Source organism: Ferrovibrio sp. MS7, assembly GCF_038404985.1.
Taxonomy (GTDB): Bacteria; Pseudomonadota; Alphaproteobacteria; order Ferrovibrionales; family Ferrovibrionaceae; genus Ferrovibrio; species Ferrovibrio plantarum.
The window spans coordinates 160473-177338 of record NZ_JBBKBA010000002.1 but is presented as its reverse complement, the minus strand read 5'-3'; the positions used below and the strand labels follow the sequence as shown (position 1 = coordinate 177338).

At 65.3% G+C, this 16866-nt stretch carries 17 protein-coding genes; 6 read left to right on the top strand and 11 right to left on the bottom strand.

Annotated elements, in window-relative coordinates; translation table 11 throughout:
* Nucleotides 1-10: 10 nt before the first annotated feature.
* Genes V6B08_RS14155 through phaR form a run of 6 tightly spaced genes read right to left on the bottom strand, consistent with a single transcriptional unit; the run spans nt 11 to nt 6490 of the window.
* Complete coding sequence (locus V6B08_RS14155) at nt 11-862, bottom strand: alpha/beta hydrolase (protein WP_341981968.1); 852 nt, start codon at nt 860-862, stop codon at nt 11-13.
* A 28-nt stretch (nt 863-890) separates the two neighbouring features.
* On the bottom strand, nt 891-1886 hold the full coding sequence (locus V6B08_RS14150; RefSeq protein ID WP_341981966.1) for a ketopantoate reductase family protein: 996 nt from the start codon (nt 1884-1886) through the stop codon (nt 891-893).
* Entirely contained in the window at nt 1883-3397 is a 1515-nt protein-coding gene (glpD, locus tag V6B08_RS14145) for a glycerol-3-phosphate dehydrogenase (protein ID WP_341981964.1), read from the bottom strand. Before glpD ends, V6B08_RS14150 begins: the two co-directional genes overlap by 4 nt.
* 42 nt (nt 3398-3439) lie before the next feature.
* On the bottom strand, nt 3440-3937 hold the full coding sequence (locus tag V6B08_RS14140; protein ID WP_341981962.1) for a hypothetical protein: 498 nt from the start codon (nt 3935-3937) through the stop codon (nt 3440-3442).
* Between the two features lie 23 nt (nt 3938-3960).
* Entirely contained in the window at nt 3961-5853 is a 1893-nt protein-coding gene (locus V6B08_RS14135; protein WP_341981960.1) for an adenylate/guanylate cyclase domain-containing protein, read from the bottom strand.
* A gap of 13 nt (nt 5854-5866) precedes the next feature.
* Nucleotides 5867-6490: a polyhydroxyalkanoate synthesis repressor PhaR gene (gene phaR, locus V6B08_RS14130; protein ID WP_341981958.1), complete on the bottom strand. Its 624-nt coding sequence runs from the start codon at nt 6488-6490 to the stop codon at nt 5867-5869.
* Between the two features lie 120 nt (nt 6491-6610).
* Here phaR and V6B08_RS14125 point away from each other — a divergent pair, with 120 nt between their 5' ends.
* The 4 genes from V6B08_RS14125 to phbB all read left to right on the top strand — a co-directional run bounded on the left by V6B08_RS14125 (nt 6611) and on the right by phbB (nt 10258).
* A complete protein-coding gene (locus V6B08_RS14125; protein ID WP_341981956.1) occupies nt 6611-7084 on the top strand; it encodes a hypothetical protein in 474 nt (157 codons plus the stop codon).
* Nucleotides 7035-8090 carry an alpha/beta fold hydrolase gene (locus tag V6B08_RS14120; protein ID WP_341981954.1) on the top strand — a complete coding sequence of 352 codons (1056 nt, stop codon included), beginning with the start codon at nt 7035-7037 and terminating at the stop codon, nt 8088-8090. Before V6B08_RS14125 ends, V6B08_RS14120 begins: the two co-directional genes overlap by 50 nt.
* A 172-nt stretch (nt 8091-8262) precedes the next feature.
* The gene (locus tag V6B08_RS14115) at nt 8263-9438 is read left to right on the top strand and encodes an acetyl-CoA C-acetyltransferase (protein ID WP_341981952.1); all 1176 of its coding nucleotides are present in this window, start codon (nt 8263-8265) and stop codon (nt 9436-9438) included.
* Nucleotides 9439-9535: 97 nt separating this feature from the next.
* Complete coding sequence (gene phbB / locus V6B08_RS14110) at nt 9536-10258, top strand: acetoacetyl-CoA reductase (protein ID WP_341981950.1); 723 nt, start codon at nt 9536-9538, stop codon at nt 10256-10258.
* Between the two features lie 73 nt (nt 10259-10331).
* Here the strand turns inward: phbB and V6B08_RS14105 are convergent, their stop codons facing one another.
* Entirely contained in the window at nt 10332-10937 is a 606-nt protein-coding gene (locus V6B08_RS14105) for a superoxide dismutase (protein WP_341981948.1), read from the bottom strand.
* Nucleotides 10938-11213: 276 nt separating this feature from the next.
* Between V6B08_RS14105 and mobB the strand changes: the two genes are divergently transcribed.
* Nucleotides 11214-11756, top strand: coding sequence for a molybdopterin-guanine dinucleotide biosynthesis protein B (gene mobB, locus V6B08_RS14100; protein ID WP_341981946.1), 543 nt, complete (start codon nt 11214-11216; stop codon nt 11754-11756).
* Between the two features lie 15 nt (nt 11757-11771).
* Here mobB and V6B08_RS14095 read toward each other — a convergent pair whose 3' ends face one another.
* The 4 genes from V6B08_RS14095 to hisI all read right to left on the bottom strand — a co-directional run bounded on the left by V6B08_RS14095 (nt 11772) and on the right by hisI (nt 16137).
* Entirely contained in the window at nt 11772-13316 is a 1545-nt protein-coding gene (locus tag V6B08_RS14095) for a hypothetical protein (protein WP_341981944.1), read from the bottom strand.
* Nucleotides 13316-13897: a hypothetical protein gene (locus V6B08_RS14090; RefSeq protein WP_341981942.1), complete on the bottom strand. Its 582-nt coding sequence runs from the start codon at nt 13895-13897 to the stop codon at nt 13316-13318. The genes V6B08_RS14095 and V6B08_RS14090 overlap by 1 nt, the downstream gene beginning before the upstream one ends.
* 108 nt (nt 13898-14005) lie before the next feature.
* The gene (locus V6B08_RS14085; RefSeq protein WP_341981940.1) at nt 14006-15535 is read right to left on the bottom strand and encodes a hypothetical protein; all 1530 of its coding nucleotides are present in this window, start codon (nt 15533-15535) and stop codon (nt 14006-14008) included.
* Nucleotides 15536-15663: 128 nt separating this feature from the next.
* Nucleotides 15664-16137, bottom strand: coding sequence for a phosphoribosyl-AMP cyclohydrolase (gene hisI, locus V6B08_RS14080; protein ID WP_341981938.1), 474 nt, complete (start codon nt 16135-16137; stop codon nt 15664-15666).
* A gap of 116 nt (nt 16138-16253) precedes the next feature.
* Here hisI and V6B08_RS14075 point away from each other — a divergent pair, with 116 nt between their 5' ends.
* Entirely contained in the window at nt 16254-16709 is a 456-nt protein-coding gene (locus V6B08_RS14075) for an iron-sulfur cluster assembly scaffold protein (protein ID WP_341981936.1), read from the top strand.
* The last annotated feature ends 157 nt before the right edge of the window (nt 16710-16866 follow it).

The following is a 16866-nucleotide window of genomic DNA, read 5'->3' as shown; positions in this document are numbered from 1 at the left end:
CTGCCAGTCTTTAGCCTCGCAGCATCTCCAGGATGGCGCCTGTAAGCGGCTGGCGCGCGTCGCTCGCGGCATACAGCACCGAGAAATGGTTGGTGCCGGCAATGGTCATGGCATGGGCCGGGGTGCCGGCATCGCGGCAGGCGGCATGAAAGGCAAGGCTCTGGTCCAGCCAGGCCTGCGGCTCCAGGCCGCCGACCGCCACCAGGGTCCTGGCCTTCAGCTTCAGCGGCTGGCGCAGCAACGAATTGCGCGCCGCCATGGCGCCATCCAGCCGCACTTCCTGGTTCACGCTGATATGCAGCACCGGCTCCAGGTCATAGACGCCGGAAACCAGCGCCAGGCCGGCGGGATCAGGGCGGGTGCCAAGATCCGCGGGCCAGGGCAGGGCATAGGCGGCAGCGGCGAGATGCGCGCCGGCGGAATGGCCAAACAGCACCAGCTTCCCGGCATCGGCATTGTATTCGCCGGCATGTTTCGCCAGATGCGCCACGGCCTCCTGGGTCTGGCGCACGATCTGGTCCACCGTCACCGCCGGGCAGAGATCGTAATTGATATTCGCCACCGCGCAGCCGGCGGCGAGATAAGGCTCGATCATGAAGCTGTGCAGGTTCTTGTCCAGCCCGCGCCAGTAGCCGCCATGCACGATCACGAAGAGCGGCGCACCGGGCTTCGCCCCCGGATAGAGATCGTAGGTCTGCAGCGGCCCTGTGCCATAGCGGATGTCGTAGCGCCCGAGATGCTTGGCGCGGGTCTGCTCCGAACGCTCCTTGTAGGCCTTGAAATGGATCTCGAAATCCGGCACCGCGCGGCGCGGATTGTATTGCGCTTCAAGCTCATCCGCTGTCAGGCCACGCCATTCCATGCCGTTCGCTCCGTTGCTCGTCGCTGTTTCAGTTCACCGCCGCACGGCGCCGCGCCAGCGCCAGCACCAGGTCGATGGTCGGTGTCTCAAGGCCCACCATGCGGCCGAGTTCGCTGATCACGCCGGTGATCGACTCAATTTCCATCGGCCGGTGCGCTTCCAGGTCCTGCAGCATGCTCGGCTTATGCGCGCCGATGGCGGCGGAATGGGCGATGCGTTCGTCCACCGTGCCAGGAAGCCGGACGCCGAGCGCTTCGGCCACGGCTTGCGCCTCCACCATCATGGCGCGCGCCACGGCGCGGGTGGCCGGATCGCCGGCAAGCTGGCCCAAGGTCGACAGCGTCAGCACCGCCAGCGGGCTGAAACTCAGGTTGCCCCACAGCTTGTGCCAGATCTCCTGGCGGATATCGGCTCGCAACGGCGCTTCGATGCCGGCCTTGATCAGCGCAGCGGCAATCGCCTGCACGCGCGCCGATATGCTGCCATCCGGTTCGCCGAGCGAGACGCGGTTGCCGTGTTCGCGCCGCACCAGTCCCGGCTCGGGCACGCTGGATGGCAGCCACAGCACGCCGCCGATGGCTTGCGCCGGCGGCAGGTCGCGCCACAGGGTGCCGGTGGGGTCGCAGCTCAGCAACGTCTTGCCGTCATGCTGGCCGCCCTGGCCGTAGAAATACCAATACGGAATACCGTTCATCGCCGTCACCCAGGCGGTATCGGGGCCGATCATCGGTTTCAGGCGCGGCGCCAGTGCGGGCAGGGCGGGGGCCTTCACGGTGATCAGCAGCGCATCCTGCGGCCCCAGCGCGGCCGGATCGTCGCTGGCTTTAGGCTGCACGGTGAAGCGGTCGATGCCGCCATCCTCGGTCGGAAGCTCCACGGTCAGGCCCTTGGCCTGGATCGCCGCCAGATGCGCACCGCGCGCCAGCAGGCTTACTTCCAGATCGGCGCCCTGCTGTGCCGAGCGCGCCAGCATGCCGCCGATATAGCCGCCGATGGCGCCGGCACCGATAATGGCAATCCTCATGCCGAAGGTGTCTCCGTCAGGTTCGGCCGGTTGGCGGCCATCCAGGTTTGCAGCCGCTCGCGTTGCACCGCGCTCATGCGCAGGCCGCATTTGGTGCGGCGCCAGATCACGTCATCGGCTTCGCGTGCCCATTCCTGGCGCATCAGCCAGGAGACTTCCGCCGCATAGAGCCCGCCGCCGAAATGCTCACCCAGATCGCTCATCGCTTTGGCATCGCCGAGGATGGCATCGCAATGGCTGCCATGGCGCCGGGCCAGGCTGTGCAGCCAGGGCTGGTCGAGGCCGGCATGGCGCCGTGCCAGTTCGGCGGCGAAACCGCTGAATTCGCCTACATTGCCGCCGGGCAGGATGCCGGTGGCGGTCCAGCCGCTGCGCATGGCGGGGTAGAAGGGTTTGAGCTTGTCCATGGCGTGTTCGGCCAGGCGCCGGTAGGTGGTCAGCTTGCCGCCATAGACCGAGAGCAAAGGTGCCGCATCGGCTTCAAGATCCAGCACGTAATCGCGGGTGATGGCGGAAGGATCGTTCTCGCCATCGTCATAGAGCGGGCGCACGCCGGCATAGGACCACACGATGTCGTCGCGCTGCACCGGCTTGGCGAAATACTCAGAAGCCGAAGCCAGCAGGTAGTCGATTTCTTCCTCGCTGATGCGCGGCGGGCCATCCAGGCTTTGCAGCGCCACATCGGTGGTGCCGATCAGCGTGTAATCCTGTTCGTAGGGAACAGCGAACAGCACGCGGCCATCGGCATTCTGGAAGATGTAGCAATGCTCGCCCTCGAACAGCCTGCGTGTCACGATATGGCTGCCCTTGATCAGGCGCACGGCATTCTTCGGGTTGCGGCCAAAGCCGCCCACCAGCAGGTCGCGCACCCAGGGGCCGGCGGCATTGACGATGCCGCGCGCCGTCACCTCGCGGCTCTGGCCGCTATCCTGGTCCACCAGAGTGGCGTGCCACAGGCTGTTCTCGCGCCGCGCGGCGGTAACGGCGGTGCGGGTATGCACCTCGGCGCCAAGCTCGCGCGCGCTCATGGCGTTCAGCACCACCAGGCGGGAATCATCGACCCAGCCGTCGCTGTATTCAAAGCCGCGCGTGAAGCTGGGTTTCAGCGGTGCGCCGCGCGGATCATTTCTGAGCGAGATACCAACCGAACCCGGAAGACTGACCCGGCTGGCGAGATGATCGTAGAGGAACAGGCCAATGCGGATCATCCAGGCTGGGCGCAGGCCGGGATGATGCGGCAGCACGAAACGCAGCGGCCAGATGATATGCGGCGCCAGGCGCAGCAGCACCTCGCGCTCGGCCAGGGCCTCGCGCACCAGGCGGAACTCGTATTGCTCCAGGTAGCGCAGGCCACCATGGATCAGTTTGGTGGCTGCCGAGGAGGTGGCGCCGGCAAGGTCGCCGCGTTCGGCCAGGATGACGCTGAGGCCGCGGCCGGCGGCATCCCGGGCGATGCCGGTGCCGTTGACGCCGCCGCCAATGACCAGAAGGTCAGCAGGGGGCTGCTGCATGGGGGAAAACAACCACTCAGGTGCTGTGAAATCGACCGTGTTTTATACGGTTAGGCTGAACTTCTGCGCAAGGTCGATGTCCAGCTTGCCGCGCCCGCCATTCTCCCGGTAGGCGAGCGTGGCGGCCTTGCGCGTCTCGCTGTCGGGGGTGGTTTCCTCGGTCTGGGCCAGGCTTTGGGTATGGAAGGTGTTCAGGCCCTTGGCCTCGCGCCAGGCGCGACGGCGCTCCATATGAGCCGGCAATTCGATACCCGGCGCCGGCGGGCCGCCAGCGTCGGTGCGGCGGCGCAGCTTCGGGATGCCGGCCTCTGCCGCCTCGGCGCGGCGCTCCACCACCGCCTCGGCGGCCTTGCGGTCGGCCTGCTGGCCGGCACTGGCCTCGCTGGCGGCGGCGGCGAAATCGGTACGGGGAGCGGTATTGTTGCGTTCGGCAGCGCGGTCCGCCGCATCGCTGGTCCGGCGGTTGCGGGGGTCAACGGCATCGGGTCTGGACCCGGGCGAAGGGGTGATGATCACGCTGCTGCTCACAGCCTGACTCATGACGCCCAAAGCTTAAAAGCCGGTTAAGAGGCGCCATCCTCGGGCGGCAAGGCCGGAATCGACGCCAGGCGGTAGATCTCGACCTCGGCGGCGCGGCCCTTCACAGCGATGCTGCCGATTTCCGGCGGCAGGCTGTCCAGTTCGGCCAGTTCCACGGTGGCATGGCTGGCCAGCACCACCACATCGTCGGTTGCCGCCATATGCTCGCGGCCCAATTGTTCCAGGCGCTGGGCGATATTCACCGTGTCGCCCACCACGGTGTAGTTGATCCGACCAGGGGCGCCGATATTGCCCACCACCACGGGGCCGGAATGCAGGCCGACGCGGATGCGCAGGGCCGGCAGCCCGGCGGCACGGCGCAGCCGGTTATCCTCGGCCAGGGCGGCGGCGGCGTTCAGCACGGCGCGGCAGGCATTCTTGGCATGGTTCTCGTCGCGCTTGATCGCGCCCCACACCGCCATCACGGAATCGCCGATGAACTTGTCGATTACGCCGCCATCGGCCTCGATATGGCCGGCCAGCAGGGCGAAATGGTGGTTCAGCAATTCGGCCACTTCCGGCGCGGTGAGGTGTTCGGCCAGCGAGGTGAAGCCGACGATGTCGGTGAACATCACCGTCACCTCGCGCTGCTTTGACAGATTCACCGCATCCTCGCCCTCGCGCATCAGGCGGCTGACCAGGCGGCGCGGCACGTAATGGCCGAACCAGTTCAGCGCTGACGTAGCGGCATTCACCGCCTGCGCCGCTTCATCCAGTTCGCGCAGGCGCTGGCGCTGCAGCAGCGGCCCATCGAAATCCAGCGCCTGCAGGCGATGCGCCGCGGCAGCCAGTTCGCGCACCGGCTGGCCAATGATGCGGCCCAAGCGCCAGGCGATCAGCAGCGACAGGATCAGTGTGACACCGCCGATAGCGCCTGCGAATTGCAGGCGCTTCACTTCATTCTCGATCTCGTCGAATGGGAAATAGCGCCCGACCAGCCAGGGCCGTTCACCATAGCCTTCCAGTTTCTGATAGAGGAAAATCCAGGTGCGGCCCTCGGCCTCCACCAGATGCGCATCCTGGTCGCGCATCATCGAGCGCGCCAGCAGGCTGTCCTTGCGCCCGCTCCAGATGCGGTGCAGTACCGGATCATGAACTTCCTCCAGGAAGGGCAGCGGCTTCTCATAGGAGAGATAGTATTCGTCGGTCACCAGGCTGGCATGGGCCAGTACGTAATTGTCGTCGTAGAGGATGAAGCTTTGGCCCTCGCCATCGAGCCAGTTATGCCCTTCGGCATCGTCTTTGAGCGCCTTCGATAGTGAGCCGAGCGAGACCAGCGCCGCCATGCCGCCGACGAATTCATTATTCACCAGCAACGGCGCGCGCAGGTTCACCAATGCCTGGCGTAATTCCTGTTCCCAGATCAAGTCGCCCCAAAGCAGCAGCTTGGTGGTCTCGCCTTTGGCCCGGAGTGCGTCCACGATCTGCTCGCCGCTGCGCATCCGCTCCGCCGTGCCGGGCACGCCAAGAAGGCTATCCTGCAGCACATACACACGACCCTTGATGCGGGCAGCCCGCGTGGCGCTGAGGTCCTTCTTCACCACGCCGACAGCATCGAGCTGCGGCACGCCATCGAGCATGGCGGTCAGATAATCGCCGACACGTTTCGGATCATCGATCGAGAGGCCGCCATGCTCTATGCGGTCGCGCAGGCCCTCGAGATGCTGGCGCACCGGCTCCAGCTTGCCGCGGATGCGCTCCATCGAGCGCTCGATGATGCGCTGGTTGCGGTCGCGCAGCAGCTCCACGGTATTGGCGCGACCAGACAGCATGGCGATGCCATAGGCAATGCCGGCCAGGGTCACCAACAGGCCGATACCCAGCACCAGCGCCTGAGCGATGCTCGGGCGCACACGGACGAACCGAAGAGCGGCCATTAAACCAGGGCTTTTACGTCTTGTTGCGCGCCAGCGCTTCCACCTGCTTGCGCAGTTCCTCGAGCTGGCGCTGCAGCATCTCGGCATCGGTGGGCGTGGCATTGCCGGCGCTTGCCGGCGGTTGCATCGGCTTGCCCTCGGCGCTGCTGCCATCGGGCATGCCAAAGGGATTGAACATGGTCATGGCGCGCTGGAACATGGCGATGTTCTGGCGACCCATTTCTTCCAGGCTGCGGAACGGGAACATCTCGCCGAAGGCTTCGGCCATGTATTGCCGCATGTGTTCCTGGTTGCGCTGGAACGAGGCCATCGAGACATCGAGATAGCTCGGCACCAGGCTCTGCAGGCTGTCGCCGTAGAACGAGATCAGGCGGCGCAGGAAACCGATGGGCAGCAGGTTCTGCCCGGTCTTGCCTTCTTCCTCGAAGATGATCTGGGTAAGGACGGAACGGGTGATGTCCTCGCCGGTCTTGGCATCCTCAACGACGAAATCCTGGCCGTCCTTCACCATCTGGCACAGGTTCTCCAGCGTCACATACGAGGAGGTGGCGGTGTTGTAGAGGCGGCGGTTGGCGTATTTCTTGATCTTGATTGCAGGGGCCGCGCCGGTCGCATTCTGGTTATCGCTGGTCGCCACGTTTGCGTTGCTCCGCTGATTATCCACCCTGACATCACATATATCACTCGTATTTACGTTGCAGCGCAAGAGCCAGGGAACGTCCCTGAGGTGCGGTGCGGAAAAGCTGGCGGCACGGGCATGCTCGGCTATACTCTGACCATGGATGACAAAGCCGATGGCCCTTCCGATGCCAAACCCGACGCGGGCGCGCTTGCCAAGCGCTTCCTCGACCTGTGGCAGGAGCAGGCCAGCCTCATCGCTACCGACCCGAAACTGGCGGAACTCTCCGGCATGTGGATGGCGATGTGGCACAAGATGGGCCAGGTAGGCCTGCATGGCGGCGGCCCGGTCCCATCCCCCAATCCAGCCGCAACCGGCCCCGCAGCCGGGCCAAAGCCCGGCAGTGCGCCCGGGGCCGCGCCCGCTGCCGCTGCACCTGGCCACGGCCAACCTGATCTTGCTGAGCTCACTCGCCGCCTGGCCGAGTGCGAAAAACGGCTCGGCGCCCTGGAATCCAGAGCAAAACCCGCTCCACGCCGCGCTCCGCGAAAGCCTAAAACAAGTGCCGCCGGAGCTGTTCCTGGACGCCCTGCTGCAGGAGGCGACGAGTAGGCTCGGCCGCATGGCGCTGGGTATCGGCGCCTATCGCGACCATGCCTATCACCGCGACCTGCCCGATCCGCCGGTGATCTGGCAGGAAGGCACCACGCGGCTGCTGGATTACGGCACGAATGCGGGCGGCAAGGCGGTGCTGCTGGCGCCCTCCCTGGTAAACCGCCATTACGTGCTCGACCTGGCGCCCGGCCAAAGCCTGGTGCGCTATCTCGCCAGCCAGGGGCTCAGGCCGCTGCTGCTCGACTGGGCGGCGCCGGGGCCTGAGGAATTGCGTTTTGATCTCACCGCCTATATCGCCCGGCTCGGCCGGGCGCTGGCCGCCGCCCGTGCAGCACAGGGCGGCAGCCCGGCGGCCCTGCTCGGCTATTGCATGGGCGGCAATCTGGCGCTGGCCGCGGCGCTTCGCCATCCCGATGACGTTTCCGGCCTGGCGCTGCTGGCGACGCCATGGGATTTCCATGCCGGCGGCGCGCATCAGGCCGCCCTGGTGCAGCAACTGGCGCCGCAGCTTGCGCCGCCACAGCCGGATCCTGGCGCCGAGCCGCAGCCGATGGCGGTGGATATGCTGCAGGCCTTCTTCTGGGCGCTCGATCCGCTCACCGTGCTGCGCAAGTTCACCGGCTTCACCCGCACCGACCCGGAAAGCGAGGCGGCGCAGCGCTTTGTCGCCATGGAGGACTGGCTGAATGACGGCATCCCGCTGGCCAATGCGGTGGCGCGGGAATGCCTGGAAGGCTGGTATGGCGGCAATACCCCGGCGCGCGGTGAATGGCGGGTCGGCGGCGAGGTAATGCAGCCGGCGCGCTGGCGCAAACCGGCCCTGGTGGTACTGCCCGAGCGCGACAAGCTGGTGCCAAAACCCTCGGCCGAGGCGCTGTTCCAGGCCCTGCCGGGCGCCTGGCGCCATGATGCGCCGAGTGGCCATATCGGCATGGTAGTGGGGCCACGCGCCGAAACCGGCCTGTGGCAGCCACTGGCCGAGTGGCTGCGCGACTGGGCCTGAGGCTTCCCGGCCAGATGCTTTCCGGCCAGATGCTTTCCGGAATGGCCCGCTCGCCCTAAGTCTAAGGTGTGCAAACGATCCTGTTCCCGCCCGGCTCTTGCCGCACAGCGCTCTCCCCCGGTATCGTTCGCACAAGCAACACAACTTTTTCGACGGATCAGGAGGAAGTCCCATGACCGATATCGTCATCGCCGCCGCAGCGCGCACCCCGGTAGGCTCTTTCAACGGCAGCTTGAGCGGCGTGCCGGCCCATTATCTCGGCCAGGTGGCAATCGATGGCGCGCTAAAGCGCGCCGGCGTGGCGCCGGCTGATGTCTCCGAAGTCATCATGGGCCAGATCCTCACCGCCGCGCAGGGCCAGAACCCGGCCCGTCAGGCCTCGATCAATGCCGGCCTGCCGAATGAAGTGCCGGCCTGGAACGTCAACATGCTGTGCGGCTCCGGCCTGCGCGCCGTGGCGCTTGGCTTCCAGGCGATCAAGAACGGCGACAGCTCGGTGGTGGTTGCCGGCGGCCAGGAAAGCATGAGCCAGGCACCGCATGCCGCCTATCTCCGCGCCGGCCACAAGATGGGCGATCTCGGCTTTATCGACACCATGATCAAGGACGGCCTGTGGGATGCCTTCAATGGCTACCATATGGGCCAGACCGCCGAGAATGTGGCGATGCAGTTCCAGATCACTCGCGAGCAGCAGGATGAATTCGCGGTGAAGAGCCAGAACAAGGCCGAAGCGGCGCAGAAGGCCGGCAAGTTCAAGGACGAGATCGTGCCGGTGACGATCAAGGGCCGCAAGGGCGATACCATCGTCGATCAGGATGAATACATTCGTCATGGCGCCACCATCGAGGCGATGAAGGGCCTGCGCCCGGCTTTCGCCAAGGATGGTTCGGTCACGGCTGCCAATGCTTCAGGTATCAACGACGGCGCTGCCGCTGTGGTGCTGATGAGCGCCGAGGAAGCCAAGAAGCGCGGCATCAAGCCGCTGGCCCGCATCGTGAGCTGGGCGCAGTCCGGCGTTGATCCGAAGATCATGGGCACCGGCCCGATCCCGGCCAGCCGTGCGGCGTTGAAGAAGGCTGGCTGGAGCCACAAGGATCTCGACCTGGTGGAAGCCAACGAGGCTTTCGCCGCCCAGGCCTGCGCCGTGAACAAGGAACTCGGCTGGGATACCGACAAGGTCAACGTCAATGGCGGCGCCATCGCCATCGGCCATCCGATCGGTGCCTCCGGTGCCCGCGTGCTGGTGACGCTGCTGTATGAAATGCAGCGCCGCGATGCCAAGAAGGGTCTCGCCACCCTGTGTATCGGCGGCGGCATGGGCATCGCCATGTGCGTCGAGCGCGACTGATTGTTCCAAGCGGCGCGGGTCACAAAGCCCGCGCCGTTTTAGTATCTGCTTTTTGTTTCAGTTCAGGCGGCACATAAAAAAACCGAGGAGGCTCATCATGTCGCGCGTAGCAATCGTTACCGGTGGTACCCGAGGCATCGGGGCTGCGATTTCCAAACTGCTGCACCAGTCGGGGTACAAGGTTGCCGCCAATTATGCCGGCAACGAGGAGAAGGCGCGCGCCTTCGAAGCCGAGACCGGGATCAAGGCCTACAAGTGGAGTGTGGCTGATTTCACCGCCTGCGCCGAGGGCGTGAAGAAGGTGGAGCGCGAACTCGGCCCGGTCGACATCGTGGTCAACAATGCCGGCATCACGCGGGACGGCACCATGCACCGCATGAGCGAGCCGCAATGGCAGGAAGTGATCGACACCAACCTTGGCGGCTGCTTCAACATGTGCCGCGCCACCATCGACGGCATGCGCGAGCGCGGCTTTGGCCGCATCGTCAATATCGGCTCGATCAACGGCCAGGCCGGCCAGTATGGCCAGGTGAACTATGCCGCCGCCAAGTCCGGCATCCATGGCTTCACCAAGGCGCTGGCGCAGGAAGGTGCGGCCCGCGGCATCACCGTGAACGCCATCGCGCCGGGCTATATCGACACCGACATGGTTGCCGCCGTGCCGGCCAACGTGCTGGAGAAGATCGTCGCCAAGATCCCGGTCGGCCGCCTTGGCCGCGCCGAGGAAATCGCCCGCGGCGTGCTGTTCCTGGTCGCTGATGAGGGGGGGTTCATCACCGGCTCGACACTCAGCATCAACGGCGGCCAGCATATGTATTGATCCGGCCTGAAGCAGGCAAAAAAAGAAGCGGCGGCCGTGAGGCCGCCGCTTTTGTTTTAGCGATGGTTCCGGATCAGCCGAGGTTCTTTTCGGCGAAGCTCCAGTTCAGCAACTGGTCGATCACTGCGTTGGCATAATCCGGGCGGCGGTTCTGCCAGTCGAGGTAATAGGCATGCTCCCACACGTCGATGGTGAGCAGCGGCTTCACGCCGGTGACGGTCAGCGGGGTTTCGGCATTCGGGGTCTTGCGGATGGTCAGCTTGCCATTCTCGAGGCACAGCCAGGCCCAGCCGGAGCCGAACTGGCCAACGGCGGCGGCGGCGAAATCAGCCTTGAACTTGTCATAGCCGCCGAAGCTGTCCTTGATCAGGTCGGCGATGCGGCCGGTCGGCTTGCCGCCGGCCTTCGGCGCCAGCGAATCCCAGTAGAAGTCATGGTTCCAGACCTGGGCGGCGTTGTTGAACACCGCCACCTTGTCGGCCTTGCCGGCGCTCTCCTTGATGATCTGCTCCAGGCTCTTGCCCTGCAGCGAGGCGTCGTCGGCGGCGAACTTGTTCAGGTTGTTGAGGTAGGTGGTGTGGTGCTTGCCATAGTGAAAGCCGATCGTGCCGGCATTCACCACCGGGCTCAGCGCGTCATCGGCATAGGGGAGGGGCTTCATCGAGAAGGGGGCAGTCATAGGTTCCGTCCTTTATTTTTTGCCAGTCGTCTGGTCCAGAGGGAAGGTCTGGCGGCGAGGGGGAAGATAGCGCGCTGGCTGTGGGATGAAACTGTTCCAGGGGTGAAAAATTGCCGGTTCCTGGCCTTGAAATACGATGCCTCGGCACGGAGCAGGCGAGGTCCGGCGCTTTGCACCCTCATGGCTGGTTCTGATGCCGCGAAAGTCCTATGTTTCGTTGCTATGAAACCGGATCCTCGGTGAGTGGGCGGTGTCCATGAAAGTACGGGCAGTGGCATGAATGTGCTGGGCATCGCCGGCTGGAGCGGGGCGGGCAAGACCACCCTGCTGGAGAAGCTGATCCCGTTGCTGATCCAGCGCGGCCTCAAGGTTTCCACCATCAAGCATGCGCATCATGCTTTCGATGTTGACGTGCCGGGCAAGGACAGCTACCGCCACCGCGAGGCCGGCGCCAGCGAAGTGCTGATTGCTTCCGCGCAGCGCTTTGCGCTGATGCATGAGCATCGCGGCGATGCCGAGCCCGGCCTGGCGGAGCTGCTGCAGCATCTGAGTCCGGTGGACCTTGTGCTGGTGGAAGGCTTCAAGCGCGATACCCATGCCAAGATCGAGATCTGGCGCCAGGGTACCGGCAAGCCGCTGTTGCAGCCTGATGACCCGGCGATCATCGCCGTTGCCTGCGATGCCGAGCCGCCGCATCTCACCGCGCCGCGCCTGGATATCGACGATACAGCCGGCATTGCCGATTTCATCGTCGCCTGGTGCCGTTCAGCGGCGGCCGGCGCTGCGCAGCCCTGGCGCAAGCTGAAGCAAGGCACTTAGTCGCAATAGCCTGCTCTAGGCGGCCTGGTAGCCATAGCTGAGATCGAACAGCAGGTGGCGACGGATCGCCTCGTTGCAGGGATAGGCATAGGCCTGCATGCGGATGATCCATTCAATCGTGGTGGCGCCGGCCGCCGTGAAGCGTTCCGTGGCATAGCGGTGCAGCACTGGATAGGCCGGGCTTTCCACCACGCTGTTGGGCTGCGCCAGGGTCACGATCACCAGCAGTGCAACGCCTGAACCCATCAGCGCCGCGCGTGGCAGGCCTGAATGCCAGGCCGGTTTGCCCTGCCGGCGCGGGAAGATGATCAGCAGCAGCAGGAAGCCGAGCTTGAACAGGTGCCCGAGGCCGCCGGCCAGCGAGAAGCCGAGTGCAACCGGTGGCACGATAACGCGTTCAGCGGCTTCGCGGCCGCGTTCGCCGAGCCGGCCTTCGTCCTCGTAATCGGCCAGCGGTGCCAGCAACGGCTCCATCTGTGCCTCGATCAGCGGCTGCAGCAGCGGTTCGAACACGCGGCTTTGCACCTCGTTTTCATCAGCCACCGCCGGCAGCATGGGGAGCGACGCCGCCAGCGCCTGAAAGGGCTGCGGCAGCAGCGTATGCATGCGTGCCTGGATCGTCGGATGGCGGAAGAAATCCTCAAACCGCACCAGGTTCAGCGGCAGGTCAGCGCCGAAACTGTCGCGCATGATGCTCTGTGCCGCATGGTCGGCTTCCTGCTCCACACGGTTGCGCACCGCCAGGTCGATGGCGGCGCGCTCGGCGGCGCTGCCCTGGCGGATCTTGCGGCTGGCGAGGTATTCGCGCCAGGCGGCTTCCTGGCGCTCCGGGATCAAACGCCGCGCGGCGTGATAGGCCTGGGCGCCATCGCTGTAGCGGGCATAGCTCTCGACCACGCGCAGATAAAGCGGCAGCCATACCATATCGTGAAAATCCGCCGCCGTGCCGAAGCAGCCCGGCGTCCCTGGTTCGCAGGCTTCCGTGATGCGCCGGCGCAGCAATTGCCGCATCACGCTCAGCGCGTCCTGCTCCAGGTCGGGCTTGGTCAGCGCCAGGGCCGGGAAGGCGGCGACGAAAGCCTTGGCCGAGGGCGAGCCGCTGCCTTCCGGCCCAAGATCGAGTCGTGCCACGCGCATTTCGCCATTGCTCAAGGCCACGGCGGCGAGCGAGAGGAAAACCGCGTTGCGGCGGTCGCGGGCATCGAGTTCCTCGGTGAGTTCGCGCACCAGCCAGCTCTGGAACCAGAACATGCCGCCGATGCAAAGCGCGGTGAGCAGCAGCGCGCCGCCGAGCTTGGCCCGCCAGGACAGGTCGGCGCGGTTGAGCAGCAGGGGCAGCAGCGCCAGCGCCAGCGCCAGGCCGGACAGGCTGCGGCCAATGCGCTCGACATCCTTGAGCATCTCGGGCGACACGGTGCCGCTCGACACATCAAGCAGTCGCGCCGAAAAGCCGAGTTCGAAGGCGAGATAGAGCAGGGTGAGCCACAGGATCGGCTGGCGGAAGATCGCGAGCCGACCGCCTTGGTTCTTCGCTTGCGACGCTCGGGCGGGGGAGGGCATCAGCCCCCCTTGCGGCTTTCCGGATCGAACAGCACCGGTTCGGGCTGGCGCCGTGTGCCCTCGGCCCGTTCTGGCCGCAGCGGCTTCGGCAGCGGAATGCTGGCGGTCGATTCGAATTCCGGCGCCTCGGCCGCCAAGGTCTGGGCGGGGGGCTGTGCCTGCGGGTTTGGCGGCAAGGCGCCAGCGGGCGCACTGGCCAGGGCTGTCGGTGCCACGATTGCCGGCTTGGCCGGTATCGGCTGCCGCTCCTGCTTGGCCTGCTGCGGCTTGCGGCGGGCAAGATCGGCAAGGCGCCGCTCCATCTGGGCGCGGCGCTTCATCTCGGCCAGTTCGCGGCGGCGCTGTTCGCGCTCGACATTGAGCTGGTTCACCAGGGCATTGGCGTATTGCTGCGTCAGTTTCGCTTCCGCCGAGGCATCGGGATTGAGTGGCAGCGGCGGCTCGCTGTTGTTATTTGCCACCGCGCGCACCGTCGTTGCCGTGGTTGCGCCGCTAGCGAACTGGGGCACGGCATCATCCATCGCGCAGGCCGAGGCCAGCGGCGCGAGCAGCAGCAGAAACAGGCGGTTCAAGCGGCGCAAGATCGTTGTCCCGTGGGGCGTGTTCCCGACCGGATCCACGCCATGACATGCAGCCGGAGCCTAATATTGTGCAGTGCAAAAGGCAGGTAAAATTGCCATAAAACCGCGTCACTTCTGCGCTAGTTGTATTGGGCCGGCGCCATGCTGGTTGACGCTGTGCAGATGGCCCGTGGCAATGGCGAGCTGGGCCAATAGCCGGCTATCCGTCTGTCCCGGGGTGTCGATCAGGTCGGCCACCGCCTTGCCGACAAGGTAGGTGAAGCCAGCGCTGCTGCCCGCCGTAATGTCTTCCGGCCGCTCGACATCGGACAGCACACTTTCCAGGTGATGCAGATGCACCCGCTTGGCGAAATTGGCCAGGGCCTGCTGGCGCCGTGCCGGGTCGCTGTCGCAGAGCAGCAGGCTGGTGGAGAAGGCATGGCAGCCGGTATCGGCGAACAGGTCCACGAGGCGGGAATCCGGCGGCAATTGCAGGATGCGGGTGCCGCCGAAAGGTTGCAGATAGGCCATGATCTCGGCGATGCGGCTGCCCGGTGTGCCGGTGGGAATGTCATGCAATGCGAAGCCGATATATTTGGCCACGGCACTCGGGATTTCGCGCAGGCGGGTGAAATAGGCTTCGCGGTGGCGCGGTACCGACAGGGTGCCATAACTGACATTGGCCACCACTATGCCGCGGCCGCCGCTGCTGAGCATGCGGTGCAGACCGAGCAGGGCGGAAGTGAGCACGTAGCGGTCGATCTGGAAGAGCAGATCCTCGGCATCCTCGACCAGCGGATCCTGCACCAGATGCGCTGGCCGGCTGCTGGGATCATGGATGGCAATGGCGAAATAGGGCGAGAAGGAATGGCGCTTGATGCTGTAGGCGGGATAGAAGCCGGCACGGCATTCCTTGAGGAAAGCGGCCAGCGTCTTGTGCTGGAACAGGCCACCGAGCGGCTGGTCCAGGTCGGCGAGGTCCGGGCCGGCGCCGGTCGCCACCGGGCCGCGCCGCGCTTCCTGCGGCAGGCTGCCTGGCGCTAGCGGTGGTTCATCCTCGAACAGCAGCACATCGCCTGGCGGCGGGCTCGGCAGCGCCGGGTGCAGTGCCTCGGCTTCCGCTGCCGAGCGCACATATTGCACGAGGTCCGGCAGGCTGTGGATCTTCTCCAGGATGATGCCGCGATCCACTTCCGCCACAGCTGACAGCACCGTCACGCCGCTGCCTTCGGGTATATCGCCAAGCACCAGCTTTTCGATCTCGTCGGCGATCACCTTGGCCTTGAAACCGGCTGCACGGCGGTCCAGCCGCGTAAACAATATGAGATAGGTATCCGCCCCGACACGGTAATGCGCATCGGTGACATCAAGGCGTCGGCGCAGCACATTCTCCACAACTGATGCGATGCGTTCGGCACTCTGCTGCCATTTCTCGCCCAGCCGTTGCCTCAGGCCATCGAGGCCGATCAATTGCATGGTGCCGGCCGGCACCTTGACGCTGGCCGGATGAGCGGGCTGCACCTCCACCGCCGGCTCTGGCTGTGCCGCCTGGCGCGGGCGCGGCGGCACAGCCAGCGGCTTCTGGGCCGGCGGCTCATCCTCGCCGAACAGTAGATCGCCCAGGCGATCTAGCAGGGATTTCTGGTCTGAGTGGCTCATCTCGCTGACCGTGACCTATAGATCAACGTCAGCCTATACCCAGTTTATGCAACCGCCAGTGCGGATAAACCGGTATTAACGAAATTTAGCACTACGAAACCGGGAAAATCCGCCCGATTAGCAGAAAATCACAGGATGGTCGGGTTCGGCGCGTCGCCATACACCGCCTTCGGGTCGAAGGTCTTTTCCTTCTCCTCGAAGGTCAGGGCCACCGGGGCCTCTCCCGCAGACTGTTCCGGGCCGGTCGGTACCGAGCGGTAGAAGCAGGAGCGGTAGCCGACATGGCAGCTCGCATCGCCCGGGATGCGCACGCGCAGCCACACGGCATCCTGATCGTCGTCGATGCGCAGTTCCACCACCTTCTGCACCAGGCCGGAAGTGGCGCCCTTGTGCCACAGGGTCTTGCGGCTGCGGCTGTAGTAATGCGCCTCACCGGTGGCGATGGTGCGCTTGAGGGCTTCCTCGTTCATGTAGCCGAGCATCAGCACCTCGCCGGTATCGGCGGCGGTGGTGACGCAGGGCAGCAGCCCGTCGGCGTCGAATTTCGGCGCTAGTTCGTTGCCTTCTTCGACCTGCTCGATGCTGATGCGCTTGGCGAACACGGCTTTCTCTCCTGACCGGATGTCCAGGACCAGTTGTCCTGGGGAATTGGGCCGTTATATATCGTTCAGACCCCCGGTGTTCAACCCGCACCCCAGGAAGGGTTCCGGACCGCCCCATGCTGAATGCCCTGTATAACGAGAAAATCCTTGGATTCGCGGCACATATCGGCCAGACCGAGCGCTTGGCCGACCCCGATGCCACGGTCACCCAGCAAAGCCCGCTCTGCGGCAGCCGCATCACCGTGGACCTCAAGATGGAGGGCGACCGGGTGGTCGGCTATGGCCAGTTGGTGAAGGCCTGTGCGCTCGGCCAGGCTTCAGCCTCGATCTTCGGCCAGCATGTGGTGGGCCAGGATGCCGCCACGCTGCGGCAATTGCTGGCGCGGATGCGGGCGATGCTGAAAGAAGGCGGCCCGGCCCCCGATGCCGAATTCGCTGGCGGCGAATTCACCGATCTGGAAGTGCTGACCCCGGTGCGCGACCACAAGGCCCGTCACAATGCCGTGCTGTTGCCTTTCGAAGCCACGGTGAAGGCCATCGACCAGATCGAGGCCAAGCGCCAGGCGGGGTGAGCTTGCTGGATACGCGAGAGGCCACACACCGCAGGGTTCGTCACCCGCGGACTTGAGCCGCGGGTCTCATGCCGGGATGGCGGCAGTATCGATGCAAGAGACCATTTCTGCTTGAGATCCTCGGGTCAAGCCCGAGGATGACGGCCTAGGGAAGGGG